General features: G+C 40.6%; 20 protein-coding genes. 13 read left to right on the top strand and 7 right to left on the bottom strand.

Annotation, left to right across the window (positions count from 1 at the left end; all coding sequences use genetic code 11):
* Window positions 1-14: 14 nt before the first annotated feature.
* Window positions 15-983, bottom strand: coding sequence for a hypothetical protein (locus HDC92_RS02950; RefSeq protein WP_183872206.1), 969 nt, complete (start codon window positions 981-983; stop codon window positions 15-17).
* A 307-nt stretch (window positions 984-1,290) separates the two neighbouring features.
* On the opposite strand from HDC92_RS02950, the gene HDC92_RS02945 reads away from it, so the two are divergent.
* The 3 genes from HDC92_RS02945 to HDC92_RS02935 all read left to right on the top strand — a co-directional run bounded on the left by HDC92_RS02945 (window position 1,291) and on the right by HDC92_RS02935 (window position 3,102).
* Window positions 1,291-1,770, top strand: coding sequence for a MauE/DoxX family redox-associated membrane protein (locus HDC92_RS02945; protein ID WP_183872204.1), 480 nt, complete (start codon window positions 1,291-1,293; stop codon window positions 1,768-1,770).
* A 33-nt stretch (window positions 1,771-1,803) separates the two neighbouring features.
* Window positions 1,804-1,995, top strand: coding sequence for a DUF6520 family protein (locus tag HDC92_RS02940; protein WP_183872202.1), 192 nt, complete (start codon window positions 1,804-1,806; stop codon window positions 1,993-1,995).
* A 66-nt stretch (window positions 1,996-2,061) separates the two neighbouring features.
* Window positions 2,062-3,102, top strand: a complete 1,041-nt coding sequence (locus HDC92_RS02935) for a hypothetical protein (protein ID WP_183872200.1) — start codon at window positions 2,062-2,064, stop codon at window positions 3,100-3,102.
* Window positions 3,103-3,120: 18 nt separating this feature from the next.
* Here HDC92_RS02935 and HDC92_RS02930 read toward each other — a convergent pair whose 3' ends face one another.
* Genes HDC92_RS02930 through HDC92_RS02920 form a run of 3 tightly spaced genes read right to left on the bottom strand, consistent with a single transcriptional unit; the run spans window position 3,121 to window position 8,856 of the window.
* Window positions 3,121-4,506, bottom strand: coding sequence for a RagB/SusD family nutrient uptake outer membrane protein (locus tag HDC92_RS02930; protein WP_183872198.1), 1,386 nt, complete (start codon window positions 4,504-4,506; stop codon window positions 3,121-3,123).
* An 18-nt stretch (window positions 4,507-4,524) separates the two neighbouring features.
* A complete protein-coding gene (locus tag HDC92_RS02925; RefSeq protein WP_183872196.1) occupies window positions 4,525-7,539 on the bottom strand; it encodes a SusC/RagA family TonB-linked outer membrane protein in 3,015 nt (1,004 codons plus the stop codon).
* Window positions 7,540-7,551: 12 nt separating this feature from the next.
* Window positions 7,552-8,856, bottom strand: coding sequence for a TlpA family protein disulfide reductase (locus HDC92_RS02920; protein ID WP_183872194.1), 1,305 nt, complete (start codon window positions 8,854-8,856; stop codon window positions 7,552-7,554).
* 948 nt (window positions 8,857-9,804) lie between these two features.
* Here HDC92_RS02920 and HDC92_RS02915 point away from each other — a divergent pair.
* Together HDC92_RS02915 and HDC92_RS02910 are read left to right on the top strand one after the other, a co-directional pair.
* Entirely contained in the window at window positions 9,805-10,860 is a 1,056-nt protein-coding gene (locus tag HDC92_RS02915) for an AAA family ATPase (protein WP_183872192.1), read from the top strand.
* Window positions 10,860-11,315: a hypothetical protein gene (locus HDC92_RS02910; protein ID WP_183872190.1), complete on the top strand. Its 456-nt coding sequence runs from the start codon at window positions 10,860-10,862 to the stop codon at window positions 11,313-11,315. The genes HDC92_RS02915 and HDC92_RS02910 overlap by 1 nt, the downstream gene beginning before the upstream one ends.
* Window positions 11,316-11,436: 121 nt before the next feature.
* On the opposite strand, the gene HDC92_RS02905 is transcribed toward HDC92_RS02910, so the two are convergent.
* Window positions 11,437-12,381 (bottom strand): manganese catalase family protein, encoded by a 945-nt coding sequence (locus tag HDC92_RS02905; RefSeq protein WP_183872188.1) that lies wholly within the window; start codon window positions 12,379-12,381, stop codon window positions 11,437-11,439.
* Between the two features lie 340 nt (window positions 12,382-12,721).
* Window positions 12,722-13,153: a hypothetical protein gene (locus tag HDC92_RS02900; RefSeq protein WP_183872186.1), complete on the bottom strand. Its 432-nt coding sequence runs from the start codon at window positions 13,151-13,153 to the stop codon at window positions 12,722-12,724.
* Between the two features lie 384 nt (window positions 13,154-13,537).
* Here HDC92_RS02900 and HDC92_RS02895 point away from each other — a divergent pair, with 384 nt between their 5' ends.
* A complete protein-coding gene (locus HDC92_RS02895) occupies window positions 13,538-14,077 on the top strand; it encodes a hypothetical protein (protein ID WP_183872184.1) in 540 nt (179 codons plus the stop codon).
* 453 nt (window positions 14,078-14,530) lie between these two features.
* On the opposite strand, the gene HDC92_RS02890 is transcribed toward HDC92_RS02895, so the two are convergent.
* A complete protein-coding gene (locus HDC92_RS02890) occupies window positions 14,531-15,970 on the bottom strand; it encodes a hypothetical protein (RefSeq protein WP_183872182.1) in 1,440 nt (479 codons plus the stop codon).
* A gap of 304 nt (window positions 15,971-16,274) precedes the next feature.
* On the opposite strand from HDC92_RS02890, the gene HDC92_RS02885 reads away from it, so the two are divergent.
* From HDC92_RS02885 to HDC92_RS02855, 7 genes are all read left to right on the top strand, one after another.
* On the top strand, window positions 16,275-16,856 hold the full coding sequence (locus HDC92_RS02885; protein WP_183872180.1) for an RNA polymerase sigma-70 factor: 582 nt from the start codon (window positions 16,275-16,277) through the stop codon (window positions 16,854-16,856).
* An 81-nt stretch (window positions 16,857-16,937) separates the two neighbouring features.
* Complete coding sequence (locus HDC92_RS02880) at window positions 16,938-18,053, top strand: FecR family protein (RefSeq protein WP_183872178.1); 1,116 nt, start codon at window positions 16,938-16,940, stop codon at window positions 18,051-18,053.
* Window positions 18,054-18,377: 324 nt separating this feature from the next.
* Window positions 18,378-21,653: a SusC/RagA family TonB-linked outer membrane protein gene (locus tag HDC92_RS02875; protein WP_183872176.1), complete on the top strand. Its 3,276-nt coding sequence runs from the start codon at window positions 18,378-18,380 to the stop codon at window positions 21,651-21,653.
* Window positions 21,654-21,664: 11 nt separating this feature from the next.
* Window positions 21,665-23,122, top strand: a complete 1,458-nt coding sequence (locus HDC92_RS02870; protein ID WP_183872174.1) for a RagB/SusD family nutrient uptake outer membrane protein — start codon at window positions 21,665-21,667, stop codon at window positions 23,120-23,122.
* A 66-nt stretch (window positions 23,123-23,188) separates the two neighbouring features.
* The gene (locus tag HDC92_RS02865) at window positions 23,189-24,331 is read left to right on the top strand and encodes a TlpA disulfide reductase family protein (protein ID WP_183872172.1); all 1,143 of its coding nucleotides are present in this window, start codon (window positions 23,189-23,191) and stop codon (window positions 24,329-24,331) included.
* Window positions 24,332-24,619: 288 nt separating this feature from the next.
* Window positions 24,620-24,877: a hypothetical protein gene (locus tag HDC92_RS02860; protein WP_183872170.1), complete on the top strand. Its 258-nt coding sequence runs from the start codon at window positions 24,620-24,622 to the stop codon at window positions 24,875-24,877.
* Window positions 24,877-25,209 carry a type II toxin-antitoxin system RelE/ParE family toxin gene (locus HDC92_RS02855; protein WP_183872168.1) on the top strand — a complete coding sequence of 111 codons (333 nt, stop codon included), beginning with the start codon at window positions 24,877-24,879 and terminating at the stop codon, window positions 25,207-25,209. Before HDC92_RS02860 ends, HDC92_RS02855 begins: the two co-directional genes overlap by 1 nt.

The following is a 25,209-nucleotide window of genomic DNA, read 5'->3' as shown; positions in this document are numbered from 1 at the left end:
TAATAATTTATCTACTATTTCTGAGCAGTTAGTTCTTTACGGACTTGCTTAACGTAGCTAACAGACACCGCTGCAATTTTTGCAGCTTGATCGTCTGATAAACCTAATTCAAGGATAAGGTTTTTTACAACTTCATGGCTTTTTTCTTTAGCCCCATCTATTTTCCCTTCCCGTCTTTCCTGCATTTTTATTGTTTCTATAATACCCATATTGATTGCTCCTCCTGTTAGGTCAATTATTTGTTGATCAAATTTACTATTAATTTCTTTATCATCAATGAAGATGAAGTTCTTTAGAAATACCAGAAAGCTGATGATCCGGTCATGATTGTAGTTATAACTTAATAGTTTTCTGGCAATAGCTAGCCGGTTGATACCCAGTTCTTCATCTGGGATTTTGCCTTCGAGTAGTGCATTTTGACATGCAAGTGTGATCAACGCAAAAGGATTCTGTTTTTCCAAAAGTATTGCCTGACTATGATCGAAAACATGATAGGTTAGATATTTGAAAGATAGTTTAGTGCCTAACAGTTGATCTTTATATTCTGCAGGTCTGGCTTGCCGCTGATCTCCAGTGAAAACAGCTATTGCCGCAACGGATACCTTATATCGATCTCTAATGCGATAATTATATTGATATAGCCTATAAGCAAAATCAGGATCGTTACCGCCTTCAATTTCCACATTTAATAATACCCACTTCTCCTTACCATCTTTTAAATAAATTTTAGCTAGCAGATCTGCTACACGTTTGTCTCTTTTACGCTCCCTATCAGGAATGATTGCACAGAGCTCTTTATCCATAAATTCAATTCCTTTTTGGAAATCTATTACGTCGTCTGCATCTGGAAAAACAAATCGCAAGAAATCAGGAAAATTATCTTCAAAAGCACCTTTTAATAATTCATCATTTTTTCTCCGAGGTTTTGATTTCTTCTTTTCATTATGTTTTGACCCTATTGCGACGTTTGTTTTTTCTAGCATTTTACTGATTCTGTTCCAGCAAAGCTACACTGATGATAATTGTAAAGCCTGCTTTTACCAAAATTCAGCTGGATTTGCGGTTTTAATTTATATTACAAAATATAATATGGTTGGTGGGGAGAAGAATTGTGGTTTTTAGCATATAATTTGGCTGGTGTGGGCTGCAGGTTTAGGAAAAATACATGAACCCAAAATGGTGGAATATTCCACCTTTTTGGGTATAATTTGGACCCTATAGATTACCTAATCTGGATACTATTGGCCAGGTTGGTTCAGGTTACCTTTAGTTTATTGATTTAACCCGATTATGAAGGTAAACACATTAGGGCGCTGGCGCTTTACAAGAAACTTTACGATTGAATTGATTGCTTTTAGTTGTGCACTGCTGTTTTTTTACGCAGCGGTAGATAAGCTTATTGGTTTTGAACTGTTTAAGACGCAGCTGGGCAAATCGCCATTGTTGTTGGGGATGAGTGCCTGGCTGGCCTGGGCTGTTCCGGCAGGAGAGTTGCTGATTTGTGCTTTGCTCTTGTTTAAGCCTACGCGGATATTGGGTTTTTATGCTTTCTTTTTTCAGATGATGGCATTTGCCTTTTACCTGATTGCCTTGCTGAATTTTAGTTTTTATGTGCCTTGTAGCTGTGGATTGCTTATCAGTAGCCTATCCTGGCCGTGGCATGTGGCATTCAATATCGCTTTTGCGCTGCTGGCAGCCATTGGGATTCAACAAAAATATTCCATAAACAATGGATCAGGAAACAGCCGAACACCTGGACGAATAAAGTAGGCTTATGGTTTAACCCCCTTTAATTTTATCGTTATGAAAAAATTAAAAATTGCCTTAGCTGCTATAGCATTTGTAGCAGTTGCTGGTGGCTCTTTTGCCACTCAGGCTAAAAAAGTAGCCGCTCCGTGTACAGATGAGCAAATTGAAACCTGTACTGGAAACAATGCCATCTGCTGCGAATTGCCAGATCAGTCGGTATTGAGGTTTGTATTACCGCAACAATAATAGCGTGTAAAAATGTCTTTTGCCTAACCCGTATAAAACCGGGTTAGGTAATTTTTTAAAATCCTGATGATGAATAAAAATATCTTATATCATTTAAGTGGCTTAAGTTTACTGGCCTTGCTGCTGGTATGGGGCCTGTACTGGAATGCCGGACGACCTTATCAGATAAAAAATGGCTTTGAGCGGAAACTGGTTAAGCTAACGGGAGCGTCGATGGTTATTGGTTTGCCGGTAGCGGCTACAGGGATAAGCTTTGATGGGTTGCGTTATTGCTATTTTTATGCAAGCGGGCTGCGCAATAAGGTATGGAGGCTTGATCTGATCAACTTAAAACGGGACAGCCTGGAGATATCCTGGCCAGGACCAGTAAAGGGTTCATCTAATTTTAAACTTATGGCAGATGGCGCACACCTGTACCTGCAATACCAGAACCAGCGCGATATTTTTTCTTACAGCTTAAGCGAAAAGAGGATTGGACGGCATGGCCTGATTAAAATGCCAGGCCAGCAGGTTTTAACAGAAAAACAGCGTTTGATTATGCGTTGTAGTGATTTTGGTGCCAACCAGCCCATTTTATTGAAACAGGGGTTAATAGCCGGAGGCTTGCAGGGAATGGTACGGCCCTGGCCCGACGAGCGGATGGGGTTGATACCCACTGATGGGGAAATGCATTTTGACCCGGTAAGCAAACTGCTGAGTTACCATTATTTTTATAAAAATGGTTTTATGGTTTGGAATGAGGACCTGGAACATTTGACTGCCGGCAAAACTATAGATACGGTAGCAAAAGGCAATGTGAGGGTCAATAAATTTGGCGGTGCATTTACACTTGCCGGTCCACCTAAATTTATAAACGGGCAGGGCTGCGCAGATGCGGGCAAACTATATATTAATGCTTATTTAAAGGCAGATAATGAAAATACCAGGGATTTTATAAACCATACGGTAATTGATGTGTATGACATGATAAATGGAAGGTATTTGTACAGCTTTTATGTACCGGTGTTTAGGGAGCAGAAATTAAACTGCTTTGAGGTGAGGGCCGGAAAATTGATTTGCCTGTATGGGAATGATGTGGTGATTTATAAAATGAAAATGGCTGCCTGACCGGCAGCCGTTTTCATTTTACCTTATATTTTGTTCGAGCGGATTATAGTCCGTTTCTGTAGCCGGAATTGGATATACATACCTTGGATCGTTGGGTGGAAGGGTATAAGTATTTCCGCTAACGGTGCGTGTTAAGGTTACAGCAAAACGAGGTTCTTTATTGAGCCTGCGCAGGTCTGGCCAGCTGAGGCCACGGAAACAAAGTTCGAGCCTTCTTTCGAGCAGGATAAGATCAAGGGCCTGATCGGCGGTTGCCGCCTGGGCAGCGGTGTAACTGATAGCAGCTATCCTGTTTTGCCTTAATTTGTTCAGGTCTTGAAGGGCCAGGTCTTTGTTGTTGTTGCGGGCATAACATTCTGCCCGGATCAGCAATATTTCGCCTGTGGCAATGCCGCTGAAATAGGTAAAACCATTGGTGTAATTGCCCAACTTAAAGCTGATTTGCTGGCCGGTGACTTTAAAAAAGGCATCCCTGCGCAAGTCGTTTGCAGGATAGAGGGTATATAAAACCGGATTTACAAGGGTGGTTGGTGGCTCTGTGCTGGCGTAACTGTTCATTACACTATAAAAAGTAAGCTCAGGATTGGTTAAAGAAGGTACCGGCCTGCCGGCACTGAGTGTGATGGTATTGAAATCTAAAACTGTACCCTGTTTTTCCAAATAGGCGTTGGCATAGGCCAGTGCCTGGTTGTAATTGCCTATGATGAGGTATACCCGGCTGAGCAAGCCATTTACTGCAGACTTGCAGGGCCTTGTTTTATACAAAGGAATTTCGGGCAACAGGGGCAGGGCCTGTTCCAGATCTTGTATAAGTTGTGCATAGCTTTGGGCAAGGGTTGCACGCCTGACATTTGTTTGGACCGCTGGATTTAAAGGGAGTGGTATACCCAGGGATGTACCTGCCGTAGCTGCTTGGTATTGAGGGGCAAAAATTTGTAATAAATGGTATAGGGCATGCGCCCTGTAAAACAAGGCTGTACCTTTAAGGTTATCGCGGTAGGACTGGCTGCCGCTTTCTGATAAATTTTCCAGGCCCTGCAGGATGACATTGGCGTAAAAGATGGCCTGGTAAGGTTTGTTCCAGTCGCTTACAATAGTGGCCGGTGCAAAAATCTCTTTTGCCCAGATATAACTGTTTTTTTCGATAAGGTTGAGGTTTATCCAGGTATTGTCGGTATAAACATAATTATCTGTACCCAATTCGCCAAGTAAGGGCGTAATGCCATTGCGTTGGTCGCCGGTCATGACCGATGTATTGTCGGCTATGGCCTGCAGGTCTTTCAGCGTATTTGGAATAACCAGTGCTTTATCGGGCTTGATGGCGAGGAATTCCTTTTTACAACTGGTGGTGATGAGCAGTATAAACAGCATCAGGTTGAGAACGGTTTTTATATGATTGATCATGGTTTTTATAGGTTTAGGTTAAAAATCTGCTTTAAGGCCTATGGCATAAGTTTTTGGATTGGGCATTACGATGGCGTCAGGATCGAGCCCGAAGCGGTTTGCCCGCCAGATGATGCCCAGGTTATTGCAATAGGCATAAACCTGAAGCTGCTTAAATGGGCCTTTACTGATTAGCGTATAACTAAACTGCAGATCCTGCAGGCGGACATGACCGGCAGGCTGGATAAGTGCTGTGGAGTATAGGTAAAAGAAATCGCGGTTGGGTACATTGGGGTAAACCATGGCAGGAACGCCAGTACGGTTTTCATCGCCCGGCTGCTGCCAGCGTTGTGCAAAATCCTGATGCCCCGTCCAGGTGTTAAAGAGTGCATCGTAATCGATAGAAGACCTGCGGAAATAATAGCCCGCTTTGAACTGGATGCTGGCTGATAAGCTGAACTGCTTATAATTGAAGGCTGGCCGGTAAGCACCAAACCAGGTTGGTCTCGCCGGGCCGTTGTAGATGAGCTGGTTAACCGGTGTACTGCCGGTAATGGTGCTGTAAGCTGTGCTGAGCTGGCCGTTGACATAGCCTTGCGGGTTGCCGCTGGCATTTAGCCCTGCTGAGGGATAGCTGTAAAAGGAGTAGACCGGTTTACCGTTAAGCGGATAAATGCCGGTTGATTTACGGCCATCAGCAAAATTGGTAAGAAAAGGGGCAGTGAGTTTAACCTGGTAATTGGTAACCTTATCGGTAACGTAGCTGATGAGCAGGTTATTTGAAAAACTGATGAGTTTGGTGATGGGGATTTGGCTGCCGAGTACCAGATCTATACCCTGGCCTGTAGTACCTGCCACATTGCCCCGAAAAACAGTAAGGCCGGAACTTGGGGGCATGGGCGAATCGGCAATGAGATCGAGCCCTTTTTTATGGTAATAATCGATGCTTCCGGAAAGGAGGTTGTTTTTACTGGTAAAATCTATACCCAGGTTAATTTGCCGTACACGCTCCCATTTGAGATTGGGATTATCGGGATTGGTAATGGTGGCATCCTGGGCACCAGTTAAAGTATTGGTGTTGTAACGTGCCGTTAAATAAGCAGCTGTTTTTTGGTCGACATTGCCGCTGTAGCCATAAGTTGCCCTGAGCTTAAGGCTCTCGATCAGTTTGCTTTTAAAAAAAGGTTCCCGGCTGATGTTCCAGCTGATGCCTGCTGACCAAAGCGGGACACCCTGCTGGTTGGTTTTTACACCAAAGAGATTGGAGGCATCGTTGCGGGCACTGGCCGAAAGCGTATACCTGTTAAGGTAAGTATAGGCTGCATTGGCGTAATAACTGACATAGCGGTAGGCAGTTTCTGTTCTGGTATCGTTAAATGGGATGGCTAAAGACCCAGCGGGCATGTACAAGGGAAATGTGCTGATGTAATCAACCTTGCTGGTTGTGGCATGTTCATCATCATAACCATACAGGGTACTTTTTTGGGCGGAACAGAGCAGTTCTTTAACTTCTGCACCGGCCAGTGCGGTTAACTGATGGTTGGTGCCAAATACTTTGTTGTAGTTGAGCTGGGTACGGAAGGTATGGCCCTTGCCGCTGATACCTGCTTCGTTGAGGATGCCCCCATAAGGCAAATTGCGTTTAACGACACCAGCAGTTACCTGTGAATAGCGGTTGATGAGGCTCCGGGCTGCATAGGTATCTGGGCTTTGGTAATTCCTGTCGGCACTGCCGGATTGCTCATACTGGTATTTGATGTCGGCACTGAGGTGGGCGGATAATTGATAGCTGGCACCCAGGTTGATGAGGGTTTCCTGAAGTTTAGTGGCCTGATTGGCAAGGCTGAGTTCCTGTAAAGGGCGGTATTGCCAGTTGAGCAGGATCTGTTGTGCTGGTGCAGTGACCCAGCTGTAGCGCAGGTCTTTTACAATGGCCAGGGGATTGCCCTGATCATCGGCCAGACGGGCATAAGGATACAGGTTTTTGGTGGTGCCAGAATTGATGGCGCTTAATAAAGGGTTGCTGCCAAAACCAGGATTGTTGTTGTTGAGCGTATTGCTGATGTACTGGAAAGCGGTTTGGATTTCGAGGTTTTTTGTGGGTTTGAAACTGTAACGGCTGTTGACGCTAAACCGGTTACTTTGGTTACGGATAAGGTTGTCGGCATTTTTATCGTAACCCAGGGAAAAGTAGTAATTGCTGTTTGGACTGCTGCCGCTTAAGGCTGTGCTATATTGTTGCTGGGTGCTGTTCCGATAGAAATACTTTTCCATATCGTAACGGTAATCGTTTTGTGTGAGGGCCTGGATCTGTTGTTCGATGCTGGCATCGGTTGGGTTGAGTGCCTGTTGGGCAAGTAACTCTACAACTGGTGACAGCACAGGATTGGATGTGGTATTGGCAATGTTGACATTGTAAAAGCCTTTGCTGTACAGGAAACGTTCGACACCTATATAATCGGTGCTGTTGAGGTAGCTGGGGTTGTAAAAAAGATCGGGTTTTTGGCCCAAAGTAAAATTGCTGGTAAAGGCTACTTTAAGGGGCTGGTTAGCCTGGCCTTTTTTGGTGCTGATGACGATTACACCATTACCTGCCCTGGCACCCCAGATGGAAGCCGCTGCTGCATCTTTAAGTACGGTGACACTTTCAATGTCGTTGGGATTGAGGTTGCGGATATCCCCATCATAAGGAAAGTTATCGACTACGATGAGCGGCTGGGTATTGCTGAAAATGGTGCTCATGCCACGGATGCTGATATCGTTTGTTTTTGATGTGTTGGTGTTGAAGGTAAGGCCGCTGACCATGCCATCCAGGCGACTGAGCACATCGGTGCTTAGCCTGCGGTTAAAATCTTTGTTGGTGACTATTGCAAAAGAACCGGTTGCCCGTTCTTTAGGGATTTTCTGGTAACCGGTGGAAACGCTGACCTCCTGGAGGCTGATGATTTTTCCGGCGGTATCGGCCAGTTTCTGGGTAGGCTTTTGCGCCAGGGCATTAAAGGTAATGAGGTAAAGGAACAGCAGGTATACTGCGTAATGATAGAGTTTATGCATATGAATTATGGGTTAGTTTAGATTTTTATCGGTTAGGACAAGAACTTCCAGCGTTCGGGATGCTGGTTGCAATGTAAAACCCCAGGGTTTTAGTGCGTCCTGTACGGCCTGCAGATTGGTAAGCTGGGTTTTAAGTTTGATGTTGGTTAGCGCTGTGACACCACTTTCGTTTACTACAATGAGGTGTTTAAAACCAAGGTAGAGGTTAAGTGTTTCAATTAACTTTTCGATGGGTTGCTGGTGCATAAGCAGGTGTAGCGGGCTGTGCTGAAACAGGGTATCGGTAGCTGAGAGTTTGTTTGTAACAGGGCCCTGTTTGCTGAGGACCAGGCAAGGCATTACCCGCTGTTCGAGTTGTGCCTTTATGGGTAAGAGTTGTTGTAATTGCCCCTGCATCAGTGCGCACATCTTTTCGATATCAACCCGGGGCATGATCTGTTCGTAGCAGAACATGTTGGCAGGCTTGAGCCAGTATCCGGGATCTTTAACTTCAACAATGGTGCGGTTAAAAGGGTAGCCCAGATCTGTTCCCTGGCGATAATACCTGATACCCGAAAATGCCATGCGGAAAAGGTTTACCATATTGTCGTTAATGATCAGTAACCTCCTGTTTTTAAAAGTACCTGTGCCGAAATGGGTTAATGCTGGCCAGCCCTTACGGTATGGGCTAAGTGTTGCAGAAAAGACAATCGGACTATCGATAACCGGCTGGTTGCTGATAATTGAATTGGCGCTGCTAAACGGTTTGGGCAATTCATCGGCCTTTAGGCTTAGTTTTTTTTGAGGGTTACTGAGCAGGCTGTTTATGGTATCGGAGTTGATTTCGGCGGTACCTGTGATGGCTTGGACCATGCCAAAACAATTGACCCATACGTAATGGGGTATGCCCTGATGTGGGAAGAGTTTGTTCAGGACCGTATCGCTAATGATGTGCGACAATTGCTGCATGGGATTCCATCCTGTTTTTTTAATGAGCGCCTGTATGTTGGTTTCATTTTGGTAAGTGACGGGCAGGAACTGGACTTTTGAGCTGTATTGATTTTGGAGTTGGTTTGTTTTGGGCAGCATGGCCAGGCAGGGGCTACACCAGGTAGCCCAGAAATCGATGATGATGAGCTTGCCCTTGTATGCGTTTAATGTGGTGGTCTGGTTGCCTTCAGGGTGGTTGCGGATTTGTAAGGGCAGGTTCCAGACGCTTTCGGGAATGGTATCGCCAATGTTGAGGGGCCGGAGTTTGCCTGGTTGCAGGGCTTGTGCTTTGCTGCTGAAATTTAGGCAAAGCACGGCCATTACGAGGATGAATGTCGTTTTAAACATGAATAATAAGTTTTAATCGAGAAATTTTATGAATAGCGCTAATTCAAATGATGCGAAACGCTTTAACGCGGCGGGCAAATGATCAGCGGGAAGTTTTTGGCGTGGTTGTTTTGGTTAGTTCTCATATTTCTAATTGTTTTTTCAATTTAAATATGAGCCCCGGTGGGATTTGGGGATGCCATAATGGATGCACTATAGCGCGGGCCCTAAATACCGTTCTGGAGGCTTCTGACGGCCTGGAACACGGATTTACAATAGAGCCCATAACGCTATAGTGCACCCACGAAGGTATGCAAAATATTGCTATGGGCATTCATCTATTGTCTCGGTTCTAAGATTGTCAGAATTTCCAGACGAGACTCTTAAATGGACTTCTTTAAATGGTGAAGCCTGTGTTTTTGTTTTTATTTAATCAATATCGGTTTGGTTAATTGGTGTATGTAAATGTAGGAAATAATTATGTAATAGCAAAATAAATTAAGTGTTTATTGCTATTATTTTTAGTTTGTTTTTTTGACTGGGTTGAATTTTTGTAGCTGGAGAATTAAGGTAGTTGTGATAATATTACTAGATGTCAATTCAGGATTAAGTAGTTTATTGTTTCAAAATGATTGAGGATTATTTAGTAGGCTATAAAAAAAAAACTTTCGGAAACAAAAGGCGATCAGCGGATAGCTCAGGCATAATACATGGTCAACAATACTTGGAAAATTTTGTCCCAAATTTTCGCGGGAAACTTTATCGAATTTACTTCCTTGTAAAATTTTCCCTGTTTTTGTTTGGCATAAGTAACGGTTAAGTAACAGAACCTGATTTAATAAAGTTATTGTTTTAGTGCCAAAATGGAATTTCTGGAATCGTGTTTCTAATCATGTACATATATAAATGTACATTTGTATAAATGTATAATACTATCAATGTAGTTTTGTAGTTATCTTAGCAGCTATAATGAAAGAAACACTCCATGTTAAGAATTTTGGTCCGATCGTGGACGCCTATATTGAAATAAAGGATATAAATATTTTTATTGGAACTACTTCTAGTGGCAAGAGTACATTAGCTAAGCTCATTGCTATTTTTAAGAGTGGAGACCTTGACCGCCCTATTCAAAATAGTTTTTTTGGAGAAGATTCTGATCAAACTAACTTCATAGAACATTTGGCTAGTTATAATATCGAATATGATATTCATTCTGAAACATATATTAAATACACAATCGGAAATATTTTTTATGAATTGAATGGCCACACTTTTAATAAATCCGAGGACAGGCTTACCTGGGAAGATAAAGTAACCGCAATTTATATTCCAGCTGAACGTGTTTTCTTTCCAACCTTTTCACAGTCGATATTTAGTTTTTTAAACAACAGTATTACTTTACCTAAGTGGCTAATTGATTTTGGGGCAAAATTTGAGAAAGCCAGAACAGAATTAGTACGGTTTAGGGTTGATTTTTTGGGAGCAAATTATCTATATACCCATAATGATGATTATGTAGATCTTGATAATGGCGGTTCAATAAAACTTTCACAAGCCTCTAGTGGATTGCAATCCGTTTTACCTCTAATGCTTGTTATTGAACGCTTCTCGAAGCTGCTTAGAACGAACGCTAATTTATACGTAATTGAAGAGCCCGAACTTAACCTTTACCCTTTAGCACAGAAGGATTTACTGGAATTTATTATCAATAATAATAACAGTTCGAAGGATAAACTAGTGATTACTACTCATAGTCCTTATCTGCTAACGACTATGGATAATCTAATCCAAGCAGGGAATGTGGCGGCTATAAAGCCTGAAATTAAACACGAAATAGTCGATATCGTGCCTGAAAACTTATGGTTGAACTTTGATGATATATCATGCTATTATTTTAATAACGGCACTGTTGTTTCAACACTAGATCATGAAATGAAGTCAATTGGGCCATCAAATATTGATGATGTATCGGAGAAGTTGAGTGCTACATTTGAACAGTTGCTTACCTTAAAGTACAAGGATTGATGAGTAACTGTATTGATTTAATCTCAAAATTAGGTGCTACTGATAGGGTAGGCTGCTTTTCTATCTCTACAGTAGCGGAAGAAAACGGTAAGCGCTTTGCCTTTAATAATACCTCTAACAAAACGATTTGCAAAGCCAAAGTAGATAATTGTTTGATCACTGATCAGACAGTAAAAAAGTGTGATTTTCTATTCAACATCCAGGAAGATGGCAAATATTACCTGGTTGAACTGAAAGGCCAATCGATTGATGTTGCGTTAAAACAAATTGAAAGAACGTATGATATTGTAAACAAGAATATTAAAACCACCCCGGATAAATATACCGGCATTATAGTCTCAAGCGCTGTTCCAAAAGCAGCGAACTTGAAGTATGCAAATCTGCAGGAGAAATTGTACCGTGATAAAAAATTGCTGGTTAAGCGGAAATCAGTGGTGTACGAGGAAAGGGTTTAGGTTAATATAGTTTAGGTAACTGTCCTCTGTTACCGTATTCCTGTACTCATTGAGGTATCCTTTTTACTTGAGCGTTTTCGTTAGACTCACTGATGGCTTGCAAAAGGACAATCGTAATTAGCTAATTGTCTGTCGCGGAGTACTCACTCCAGGCCGCTGTTCCTTTAGGTTCAGCTGATTTTATTTCTTCGCTTTTTTCTTCGCTCATTTTCTGGTTCAGCATGTCGGCTGCTTCCAGCTCGTCCGCTTTGTCGTCTTCCAGTTCAGTTAAGCCTTGAGTTTCTCTAACATACGGTTGGGGATCAGCGATGTATTCCCAGTCCAAACCCAGACCAGGCATTTCGCCTTCATTCCATGGACCGCGCACGCTTTTTTCCGGAGACAAGTTGAAATACTGCTGGGTAAAACGTGGGTCTGCCTGCAATACACCGGGAGGGAAGTTGGGTTGGATTGTTTCCAACGCAGCTTCAAACATTTTGTAATGAGCTACTTCCCGGGTCATCAGGAAAGAAAGTGTTTCTTTCACATACGGATCATCAGTAAACTTCATCAGATGTTCGTACACCAACTTAGCCCTGGATTCCGATGCCAGATTACTCCTGAGGTCTACAGTCAGGTCGCCATTGGAATGAATGTAGGACGCGCACCAGGGAATTCCCTGACTGTTTCTTAACGTTGGTCCGCCACCAGTGATAATCGGGAACTGCGGGTTGGCCGAAAGTGCCGCATGAATGATGTTTTCTTTTGCAGCTTTACCTTCCAGTACTTGCATGATCTCAGAGGAGTCAGCTGCATTTTTTAATTCGCCATTTACTCCTTTGAGCAGCATTTGAATGGTCGCTCCGACAATTTCCAGATGAGAGAATTCTTCTGTGGCGATATCCATCAGCATATCGTATTTGTCGGGATGAGGTTGTTTGGCGCCAAAGGCCTGGGTAAAATACTGCATAGCAGCAGCAAGCTCGCCGTTTTCCCCGCCGAACTGTTCGAGCAGGATGTTTGCAAACGCCGGGTCCGGTTTGGATACCCTTGCGTTAAATTGTAAGTCTTTTGAATGATGAAACATAATCGGATCTTTTTAGTGTGAATGAGAACACACTATTAACCATTTGGATGAGGTATAGTTTTGCATCCAACTACTGGTTTTGCTGAGTTGGATACGCTAAATGGATACGTAGTTAACACCAAAAGTAGGGAAGAACCATTTTCATCATAATCTACAGAATGTTGAGAAGAGCAGCGCTAAAAATTAGTTATTAATAGCTTTTTTAATGAAATTTTCAATATGATTTAAACCCGGGTCTGATTGGTCTGAATTATAATAATTGTCCCTTTTTTATTCACAACAAGGCATGTAGGTATAGAATATACAAACTAGGCCGGGCGGCAGGAATTTGAAGCCGTTTTCATTTGGAGTATCCACTTTTACCAAGTATTGTATTCATTTGCAAGTCCGCAAAAGCACTCCAATCCTTAACTTCAACTTTAGCTAACTGTTTCCAGTTCTTACCTTCCTTTTTGTAAATCAATATCGGTGCAGGAAACTCCATCTCCTTTTCTCCGGGGAAATATGGCTCCTCAGTAGGGTCTACCAAGTATTTGCTTTCCATCAGAAATGCATAAATAGTAAAGTTCTTTTGGACACTCTCATTGATCGCAATCTCTCTAACTTTCTGATGCTCTATATCGATATTTTTATACTTCCTAATATAGGTCTTCCATTTGTCAAAACCATAATTAGGTTTACAGATAATCCTCGCAGTCCCTTTCTTTGGATCAAAGTAATGCATCAATGGCACGGCGGGAATCTCCTTGTTACTTTTAAATGAAGATGACATAGGGCCACTCCAGCATAATAATTTTTTTGGTCTTTAAAAAAGTCAACTTTGGGAACAGAATGCTGTTGAACAAACAAGTTTGCTGATATAATCAGGGAACTTGTTACAACAAAAATATGCCTTATCATATTTATTATATCTTTAGTCAAAGATATTAATTAATTGATCATTAATTTTTGATCTAAAAAATCAGTCCAGTCCACATGATTTTTAAAAGTCTCATTATCAATAGTCGATCGAACTACCTGGTTCTAAGAGGAACGGGCTGGTTGAACAAGGTTTAAAAATGAATATGTATTAGTGAAAATAATTTAAGTTATTGATTTGGTTAATTTACTATATTATAAATATATTTGCATTTAAATTAGAGTTGATATTAGTTAAATGGGTAAAAGACCGAGAAGAATAAATGAACTAATTGGGGAAGTTATAGTTGATGAATTGGCGTATTCCGAAAATAAGGGGTCAAAAAAAGCCAGAAAGGTTACGGAAAAGTCTGAACAAGTACATATAGAAATTTGGTATGACAAGCACTATGTTAACAGAGTACAATTTGGAGATGAAGATGGTAAAAGAAGTGGTATAGATGAAAGCGATATTAAGGATTTAGTCTCAAATTCCATATGTCATTTAATATATTATGCTTTTCAAATTAAGAATTTCTCTTTTGTAAATTCTAAAAAGCTAAGTACACATTCTACTAGAGTAGTGCTCCAGAAGGAAGCTGCAGAGGGACTACTCAATGTAGCGGTTGGGTTTTACCACATTGTCGATAATAAGTATGAGGTTACTGTATTTACTGCTATGGTGAGTGATGCTTTTAGAATTAGTGATGGTCAGTATACTATTTTGATTGATGGGGCTAATTCTGCATTGTTTAAAATGGATAATAGAAAGTTGGTAGAAATGGACTCTAATCCATAATAGATTTATAATTATATCAATCGGAATAATGATCTTAATCAAATATTGATTATATTTGTATTAGCATTAGAGACAGGAGAAAAAGCTGGACAGTCATTTTATTGACAGGCGTTTTAACTGGACAGTCTCATTTAAGCCCCTTCATTGGGGCTTTTTTGTTTTCGGCTACCAATAAATTTCTTAAATTCCTAGTCTCTACCTTTTGTGCTGAAGTTTATTATATTCCTAAGCTTGGTGCCAGGGATGGATGGGATTTGACCATTTACAACAATAAAGGAATCTCTGCTGAGATATAAAAAAATAGTAATCCAAGTAATAGCGTTAGTAGTTTCTTCATATTGATAATTTGTAATCTTATATGATATGCATTGTACTTTGTTAATATATCAATTTATCAAACTCGTGCTTAGGTGTGGTGGCTGTGATTATTTGATGGAATTACTTGTATTATGTTCATTTACAGGTAATTGTGCCTAATGAAGTCCAGTCGTATCCACAGGAAAGATTGCGTTGATAGTAGGTAATTTTGATGTTTTTTCCTTTTTTTATACTCCTGATAAATGAAACTACACCATTGCCTGTTTGGGTTTCAGCTCCATTGCAAATAGAAACATTACCTAAAATGTCCGGTTCGTTAGCTAAAACATCTCCCTCCACAATAAAAAGATCTGAAGAGAATTCACTCTTAAACTCCGTTAATCCATTGTAAGGTTGCTTATAATTGATAACAAAACGGCAATATTCATCATTTACAGGAGGAGGGGTTATTATCTCATTGTAATCATGAACAATTTGAAGGTCGTAAGCTCCCTGATATGTTGCTATGGCACTAACTGTTGTTTCCATTGAAGCAGCCAGACCATACTTGTAATGATTGGAGAAAACTTTAACTGTTGCGTTATTTGAAGGAACAAAAGTATTTGTACCAACCTGGTACACAGATTTGTTGAGCAAGGTTAGGAAATTTATTGCTTTGCAGGCAAAAATTAGCCCAGTACTGGCCAGACATATTGCTTTTGCGTAAGGATGGGGTATCGGGCAAACTGAGGCCGCGATAAGTTTTAGAATCGATTTATCCTGACCACTGTTGCCGGAGTTCGTTTTTGAACAGGCAATGTCAAGCCCTGTTTTAATTATATCAATTGTCTTAGAAATGGCATCCGGATCTTCATAATTGAACCCCGCCTGAAGTAAGGGCAATGAATAATATCCTGTACTTTCATCATAAGCGGCAGGAAGACCATAGGGTTGGCCGTTGAAGCAAACTGTGACTGCCGATTCTTCGCCAATTACATTTTTCTCTACCTGATTAAAATCATTTTTTGCAACCACTTTGACCACAATTTTTTTCTGACCGCCGGGAACGGAAGCCGAACTGATCTTAGCGTTGGCAGCTCTGATTGCAGGTGCATGAGGTGTGCCTACATAAGTTTTTGCGGTATTTGAATACGTTTTTAATGAAGAAATTTGATTGGCTGATGCCTTATCATTTACGGAAGCCTTTACCACATTGCTTACACCATCGGGTCCGGAAATGGTAAATTGAACCAAGTCTGGCAGGCTATAATCGAAATGTATTTTCTCACCGGTTGCTAGTTGGATATTTGAATAACGTCCCTGGTTATCTATACTTACATAATCCAGCTTGGTTGAATCGGAGATGAGGGTTCTGGAATAGCCGGTTAATTTCTTTGGGCTTCCGTTTGCCGCTCTTTCTCCATAAAATACGAAACGTTCATTCTCTTCTGTTTCAATCTCGGCAAATCTGGGATCTGAAGCATTTACAAATACAATTGCTCTTCTATTTTTAGGGTCTTCTGCGGGAGCTTTCTTGTTTCCCTTTTTGCATGCTATAAGTTGACAAATGAATACGAGTAAAATTATCTTCTTCATATAATTGAACTGTCGGTTTGTGGTTAATTCTTTTAAAATTAAATTAACATACTGGTTAATAAAATAGCAAGAAGTTGTTATTTATGAATAATATATCAGGTATGAACTAACAGAACTACTGTAAGGTGCAATTTTCGAATACATTAATTCTTTTTTCGTGCCTTACTGATTACCATAACTAAAACCCATAACGCCATAGTGCACCCACGAACGAGACTCCTAAATGGACTTCTTTAGGTGGTGAAGCCGGCGTTTGCGGTATGCGAAATTTTGTCTAGCTTTGTATATACCCTTAATCTTTAAAATGCAAGAGTTTGATCAATTGGCAGATGAAGAACTGAGTGTTCTGTTGCAAGCGGATAGTCATGGGGCTTTTACGGAAATCTATCATCGTTACAAAGGAATACTGGTTATCCATGCGAGTAAGAAACTGGGCGGTGATATTGAAGATTCGAAGGAGATTATCCAAGAGGTATTTTCCAAACTCTGGTCTAATAGACATGCGCTTCCCCTGATCAAAAATCTAAAAGCCTACCTATATACATTGGTACGCAATAGTGTTTTAAACCAAATTCAACATCAACAAGTGGTTACAAAATATGCAGATTCTTTTGCCAAATTTGTACCGGAGCATCAATATTCAACAGATGGGCTAATCAGAGAAAAGCAGATGATGGAGATCATTGATAAAGAGATTGAGGCTTTGCCCCCAAAGATGAAAGAAGTATTTTTGTCGAGCCGAAAAAGCAACTTGTCTCATAAAGAAATCGCCGAAAAATTGGAAATTTCAGAATTTACTGTTAAAAACCATATTAAATCTGCTTTAAAAATCTTGCGCACAAGATTAGATTTAGCATTTATTATTATCCTATTGCGCCATTATTAAAAAAATGTAAAGTTTTTTTGATTTGTACTAGCCCTTTGGTGTATAGCTAACTGTCTTAGTTATAAATCAGCTAAAAAGTGCATGAGTAATCCCGAATTTAAAGCTTTATTGCGAAAATATAATGCAGGTAATTGTACCGAGGAGGAAAAGACCTTGATCGAAACCTGGTACTTAAAATTTGAAGTTGATGATCCTGTTGAGCTTAGCCAAGAGCAGATCAATGGAATATTGGCCATGCAGGTTCCAGTTCAAATTAAACCTCAAAAGAAACAATTGTGGAAGTGGGTTGGTGCTGCTGCGGCTATTCTTGTTGTGCTATCTACTGGTATTTACTTGAAAATAAATAATGCAAAGGTATCTGAGCAAGTCGTTTCAAAAGAACAAACGGATGTTGATCCTGGGGTTAATAAGGCTATTCTGACCTTGGCAACGGGAAAGAAGATATTACTGGAAGATGCTAAAAATGGGGTTTTGACCAGTGAGGATAATGCTACAATTCGTAAAACCGGAGCCGGACAAGTGGAGTACCTTGTTGCTGATAATCAAGCTACTACCGCTATTCTTTTAAATACCATGACTACGCCTCGTGGCGGACAATATCATTTGATACTAGCTGATGGGACAAAAGTTTGGTTGAATGCAGCGTCTTCCATTACCTACCCAATCCGCTTTGCTGGCAAGGAACGAAAAATCGAAATTACAGGTGAGGCTTATTTAGAGGTTGCGCATCTAGCGGATCAGCCTTTTCATGTCGTATCCCGAGGTCAGGATGTAGAAGTTTTGGGAACCCATTTTAATGTAAATGCTTATGCAGATGAACCGGTTACCAAAACTACTTTATTGGAAGGATCGGTAAGAATTACCGCTGAAGGTCATACAAAAATCCTTAAACCTGGCGAACAAGCAATCTTATCATCAACCGGATTAAAAATGTCTTCGGCAGATATAGATGAAACAATGGCTTGGCATGAAGGCGACTTTGTATTCAATAGCCAAACTTTGGAAGAGATCATGAGAACGGTATCCCGTTGGTATGATGTAGATGTTGATTATACACACTACAAGTTTAATAAGCAAACTTTTACTGGTGTTGTTTCCCGCTCGAGGAAACTTTCGGCTGTAATCAACACGATAAAAAAATCAATGCCTACGTTGAAATTTGATATCCATGGGAAGAAAGTAGCCATAAGCAACTAATAATTTTTTATTTTATAATCAACCAATTTTTGACCTAACAAACAAACAACATGAAACAAGACTACGATCGATAATCTTCAGGACCCTGTACCCGCTTATAAAAAAATGCCGAAAGTGGTGGAACACTCCCGGCAAAGTTTGAGCTGGTCATTGATCCCGGTGTGTGGCCGGTGATTGATCAAACAATCTTATCAATGAAATCTTCGCGGTGCATACACTCGTTCAGAAACGATGTACCGAGAATTAAACCTTAACAAATGTATGCATTTTTACACTAAAAAATTATGCGGACGCATAGGCTTATGGCCAAAAATCTTACGCGTTATGAGATTAACCATTCTTTTATTAACCATTGCTATTCTACAGGTAAGTGCCAGCAGCTTTGCCCAACGAGTAACGTTAAACTTAAAGAAGACTCCACTAGAAAGGGTGTTCAAGGAAATCAGAAAACAAACAGGCTTTGATTTTTTCTATACCGACAACCTGCTCAGCGGTGCTAAGGCTGTTACCTTAAACATCAAGAACCTACCATTGGAAGAGGCGCTGGAACAATGCCTAAAAGGCCAGGCGCTTTCTTTTAGTATTGATAATAACATTATCGTAGTCCAATCTAAACCGATGGAACCACAAATGGTACAGGCAAGGGCTAAAAAGATGCTGACAGGTAAAGTCTTTGCCGAGGGAAATTTGCCCTTTGCTGGGGTCGTAGTTCGCGAAAAAGCGAATCCGCACAACCAAACAGTCACCAATCGTGCGGGAGAATTTAGCATTACTGTAGATGGCGATGATGCTGTATTGCAATTCTCTTACATTGGTTATGATCCTTTGGAATTTAAGCTAAGGGAAATTAAAGAGCCTTTAATCGTAAATATGAAAATGAGCCTTAATGATCTGGATCAGGTTCAGGTTACTGCTTATGGAACAACTACCAAGCGTTTAAATGCAGGTAATATTACAACGATTACGGCAAAAGACATAGAGAAAAACCCGGTCAACAACGTAATGGAGGCTTTGCAGGGAAAGGTGCCAGGCCTGTTTATTCAACAAGTTACCGGCCAGCCGGGTGGTGCTTTTAACATCCGAATGCGGAACGCCACTAATTTTGCTGTTGGTGCTACACCGCCCTTGATCATCGTTGATGGTGTACGTTACCCAGCGGGTACCTTGGAATTAAATACCAACGTAGTTTATGGTACTTCAACATTTTTAGCCGGAGGAAGTGGATTGAATTACATCAACCCTAACGATATCGAAAGTATCGACGTTTTAAAAGATGTTGATGCAACGGCTATTTATGGTTCTTCAGGTGCTTATGGTGTAATTTTGATCAGTACCAAAAAAGCTAAAATGGTTTCCTCTTCATTAAATGCTAATGTATATTCAGGAGTATCAGTTATTGGTAAAATGCCCAAATTGTTAAATACAGAAGAATATCTAACACTCCGGAAAGAAGCTTTTGCCAATGATGGACTTCCAATTTCAACAGTTAACCCAGATGTGAACGGTACCTGGCCTGCCGATCGGTATCACGACTGGCAAAAAGAATTTCTGGGTAGTGCAGCAGTAACTTCAAATATGAATGTGAGCTATAGCGGCGGTGGCCAAAATACAAGTTACCTTATTAGCGGCAGTTTAAGGGATTTTGGCAATATTCAGCGTCATACGGGAAGCAATGGTGATGGCTCGCTACGATTTGCCCTGAACACCAATACCAATGACAATAAGTTTAGCTTATCGTTGACCGGTACCTATCTTTCTTCTAAGAATGATATGGTACCCTTTGATGCTTCCGGACGGGCACTTGCGGCACCAAATGCGCCGCCTGCTTTTAAAGATGATGGTGCCATTAACTGGGAAGCAGTTACCGATTCAAATAACGGATTGGCCAGCTCCTTTAACAGGACCTATAAAAACGTAACCAACAATTTTTTGGCCAATGCCACATTAGTGTACAGACCTACAAATAAAATTACCTTGAGGAGTATCTTTGGCTACAGTAGTTTGGATGGTAAGGAGTTGATTGGTGCTCCTACAACGGTGCTCAATCCAACAGATGCCCTAGCTGCTACGAAAGCCGTAAGTATTTTTCACCATTACAACACCCGATCAATTACCGTTTCACCTTACGGAGAATATAATACTACAATTGGTAAAAAAGGTGAAATTAGCTTTAAACTTGGTGCTGAAATCGGAAATAGGCTAAACTATAATGACGATATTCAGGGCACCGGGTTTCCTTCTGATGCTTTCTTAAAAAACCCATCAGCAGGTTCAACAATTCTTACAAGTTATAACCTTTCCGAATACCGTACCATCGGAATGTACGGAATTATTAAATTGGTTTGGGACAATAAATACATCATCGATATCAACACCCGTAGAGATGGTTCTACCAAATTTGGTCCTGGTCGCCGCTTCGGAAACTTTGGTTCTGGTGCCTTAGCCTGGATTTTTAGTGAAGAAAACTTTATAAAAAATAATGTGCCATTCTTAAGTTTTGGAAAACTTCGTGTGAGCAGCGGGGTGGTTGGAGGTGATGCTGTTGCGGATTTTGCCTATTTGGGCACCTACAGAGTTGTTACTGGTAATTATGATGGAAAAGTGGGATTGGAGCCAACTAATATTCCAAATCCCATACTGAATTGGGAGCGCAATTTTAATTCAGAAATTGGCCTGGAAATGGGCTTCTTTAAAGACCGAATTACCACAGATTTTAGCTATTATTATAACCGTGCCAGCAATCAACTGATTGGACAGCCACTTTCTACCGTAACAGGTTTCTCTTCTTTGCCCTTAAATTCTGATGCATTGATCCGCACCAGTGGATTGGAGGCTAACTTTAGTACTATCAATATCAAAAGCAAAAACTTAAATTGGACAACCAGGTTTAATATCTCCTTTCCAAAAAGTAAGTTGTTAAAAGTTCCTGCACAAAGCAACCAAAATACAAATTATGTGCTTGATAAACCTGTTACAGGCATAAAGTTATACAACTTTAATGGGGTAAATCCGGAGACCGGTTATTATAGTTTTACCAATGCTAAAGGCGTTACGTCAGATTACCTTAGCGGATTAACACAGGCTGATAAAACAGAGTTTATAGACTTAGCACCGAAATATTTTGGAGGATTAACTAATGCGGTTAGCTACAAACAGCTGAGTCTTGATTTTACGTTCACTTTTACCAATCGCATGGCACGTAATATTTTGTCGCAAACTCCTACTGCACTAGGATTTTATGGCAGTGCCAGTTCTGGAACTGATCTATGGCTTCGCCGGTGGCAGAAACCTGGCGATGAAACTGATGTACCTAGGGTATCGACCAATATCAGTAACCAGACAGCCCGCCAAATTTTACTCACTGCAAGTACCGGTGGTTATAGCAATGCCAAGTATGCCAGACTACAGAATGCCAGTCTTCGTTACAATTTCGGCCCAAAAATACTTAAGTCATTGCATCTGAGAAACCTATCGGTTTACGCCCAAGGGCAAAACCTGTTTACCATCTCTAGTTTTGATGGTCTTGATCCGGAAAATCTGAATGTAGGTGTAATTCCGCCGTTGCGAACGTTTACTTTCGGGTTAAATCTTACACTTTAAGCTAAATGAAAATGAAATCCAAGATTAAAAATATAACCATCAAATATGCTATCATGCCGTTGGTGGTGGCGAGCGCAACATTCACAGGCTGCGAAAAATACTTAAATGATACGCAACTGCCTGCCGATAAAGTGGCTGCTGCTGACGTTTATTTAACGGATGGTACGACGTCAACTGCAGTTACGGGGATATTTTTGTCATTTACCATCTCTGGCGCATTTAATCCCTCATCAGGTAATAATATCGGTTTTACTACAGGTTTGTACGCAGACGAACTAAAGGCACTTACACCTGGGAATTTTGCCGATGTGTTTTATAAAAATGCTATTCAAACCGGACAGAGTCCTTTTTGGGCCGATTTTTATAAAAAAATATTCGTTTGCAATACCGCAATTGCAGGGATAAACAATAGTAAGGGGATTCTTCAATTTAAAGATCAATGGCTTGGGGAGTGTTACTTTTTAAGGGCATTGTGCTATTACAATTTGGTTAACTTTTATGGTGATGTACCCTTAGCCCTCACAGACGATTATAATGTAAACAATGTATTAGCTAGAGCACCGCAAGAAGAAGTATTCAGACAGATTATTGCAGATCTTAAGCAGGCACAGGCCCTATTAAGTACCGACTATAGAAATGGCCTTGGCTTAACCACTATCAATCGGTTAAGGCCCAACAAAGCTGCAGCTACTGCTTTATTGGCACGAGCTTATTTATATGCAAAAGATTGGGCAAATGCAGAAGCTGCTGCAAGCCTTGTGATTGGTGATGTCAATTATAAATTGCTTCCTTTGGCGCAGGTGTTTCTGGCGAATAGTCAAGAACAAATTTGGGCATTGGCCTACAATACCAGTAGGGTAAGTGCTGAGTATGGTTTTTATACCAATGGGATGCCTGCGACGTTGGCACCGCCATCAGCTCCGAACGCTTCGCCCTATAATATTTTTGCTGCCATAAATACGCCATTGCTAAATGCATTTGAAGCCGGAGATGGCCGTATAACCAATTGGCTGCGTACTACCACAGTAACCTCAGTACCCGCGGTAACCTATTATTTTCCTAACAAATACAAGTCAGCAGTAGCTGGAGCAGAAAATGAAGTGATGTTGAGATTGGGGGAGCAATACTTGATCCGTGCAGAAGCAAGAGCGATGCAAAATAAAGCCACCGCTGTTGATGATATTAATGCAATTCGTACCCGTGCCGGTGGAATATCTTTGCTTCCTGCAACCATCCCACAGGCTACTTTATTGGCAGCGATTGCTAAAGAACGTCAAACTGAGCTCTTTACAGAATCTGCGCATCGCTTTTTCGACCTGAAAAGAACCGGAAAGATTGATGAGGTAATGACTTCCATTAACGGCCTAAAAGGGATTACTTGGGCAGGTTACATGGCGCTTTGGCCTATACCGCCTGCAGATATAATCCAAAATCCAAATATCAAACCAAATCCAGGTTACCTACAATAGTAATTAATGTGAGCAGGATAGTCTTGGTACCGCTATCCTGTTTCTTTAATTTTTTACAATTATTTTATGAAAAGAATATTTTTTATAGTCTTTGTGCTGATTCCGATGTTAGCATCTGCACAAAGCGATGAATATCAACTTACTGCCACATTTTCTGACTTAAAATCTTCCGCAAAAGCTTATGTTGTTTCAGCTTACGGCTGGACGAATTATAAAGTTCTTGATTCTGCCATTCTAATAAATGGAAGCTTCCATTTTAAAAACAACATTGAGGAACCAACAAAAGTTGGTTTTGTGATTGAGCATGCAGGTGCCAGTTATAAGGGATGGAAAAAGGGGGATGATGCGGTAATATTTTATCTGGAAAAAGGACCGATTTCAATTACTGGAACTGACTCAGCTAAAACAGCTAAGATAAAAGGCGGAATTGCAAATGTTGATTTTGTAAGGTATAACCTTGAAGTAATGGCGCCGATTGTAAGTCTTTACAAAAAAATGCAAGTAGCTATGCTAAAATTGACACCTGAAGAACGTAAAGCGCCTAGTTTTCTGAAAGCATTTAATGAAACAACCACGATGATTGGTAGAAAGACAGATTCGCTTAAGTACGTTTTCATCAAGCAAAATCCAAAATCATATATCAGCCTTGTGGCACTATCTGAACTTGCGGGTACTACCGTTAATGTAACTAAAATAGAGCCTATTTTTAGAACATTTAGTTTTACCGCTCGAAATTCGCCATTAGGTAAAAAACTTGCAGAAAAGCTCTATGATAATGGGCCAACAGCAGTGGGTAAAATAGCACCAGCATTTACACAGAACGATATTAATGACGAACCTGTACAGCTTGCCGATTATAAAGGAAAATACGTGCTGCTCGATTTTTGGGCTTCCTGGTGTGGCCCATGCAGGGCCGAAAACCCAAATGTTTTAGCCGCCTATACTAAATATAAGGATAAGAATTTTACGGTTCTTGGTATATCATTAGATCAACCTGGCAAAAAAGAAGCTTGGCTAGCCGCGATAAAAGCAGATGGATTGCCCTGGGGGCAGGTATCAGATCTTTTGTACTGGAACAATGCTGTTGCTAAACTTTATCGTATTAAATCAATTCCCCAAAATCTCCTGATTGACCCTAATGGTAAAATCATCGCCAAAAATTTGCGTGGAGATGCATTAAACGAGCGATTGGCAACTTTATTGAAATAATATTTCTCAGATAATGAACGTATACCAATTTTGGTTTTGCCCTCTGTTACCGTATTCCTGTACTCATTTATGTATCCTCTTTTACTTGAGATTTTTTCAATTGGTTAAAAATATATATGCATGATTGCGCGAAGAGCGCAAAAATGCTATGCTTGCTCGGAGAATGCAGAATTATAGTCAATTGCAGGGTGGGGATTGAGAGGATAAGGCAGGTGGATTTTATTTTATTAAATAATCAGTTGATTTGGTGGTGTGGTTATTGTTGGGAATATTATTTATCTTTGTACTATGACAACACTAACTGTAAATATTGACAATAAGAAAGCTGAAAAAGCCGTTAAGGCTGTTTTAGATGCTTTGGGTTTGGACTACAATATTGAGCAGAATGTTGATGCTGCTAAACGTTCTTTAAACGAGGATGAGCAGCGTGTTTATAATAACTTAAAACGTTCGTTTACAAAGATTAAAATGCATAAAGAAGGAAAAGTTAAACTTCAAAATGCAAAGGAAGCTATTTCTGAAATTGAAGCATCATTAAAGGATTAATGGCTTTCGATGTTGTTTTAACCCCTGATTTTAAAAGGGAACTGAAACATATTGCGAAAAAGCACAAGCAAATCTTAACGGATCTCAATACGTTAATTGACGAGTTAATTGTGAATCCTACACTAGGAACCAATCTTGGTCAAAATGTATACAAAATCAGGTTGGCTATTTCTGGCACTAATAAAGGTAAGTCCGGAGGCGCTAGAGTGATTACTTATGTTTATATTGAAGGTGAAACCGTTTATCTGTCGGAGATTTATTTAAAAAGCGAGCACGATACTGTTGATGTTAAAGCTGTGATTGAGCGGTTGCATGATGAGGGGTTTGTTTGA

The organism is Pedobacter sp. AK017 (assembly GCF_014200825.1).
Classification (GTDB): Bacteria; Bacteroidota; Bacteroidia; order Sphingobacteriales; family Sphingobacteriaceae; genus Pedobacter; species Pedobacter heparinus.
This window is presented reverse-complemented; position numbering and strand designations above follow the sequence as displayed.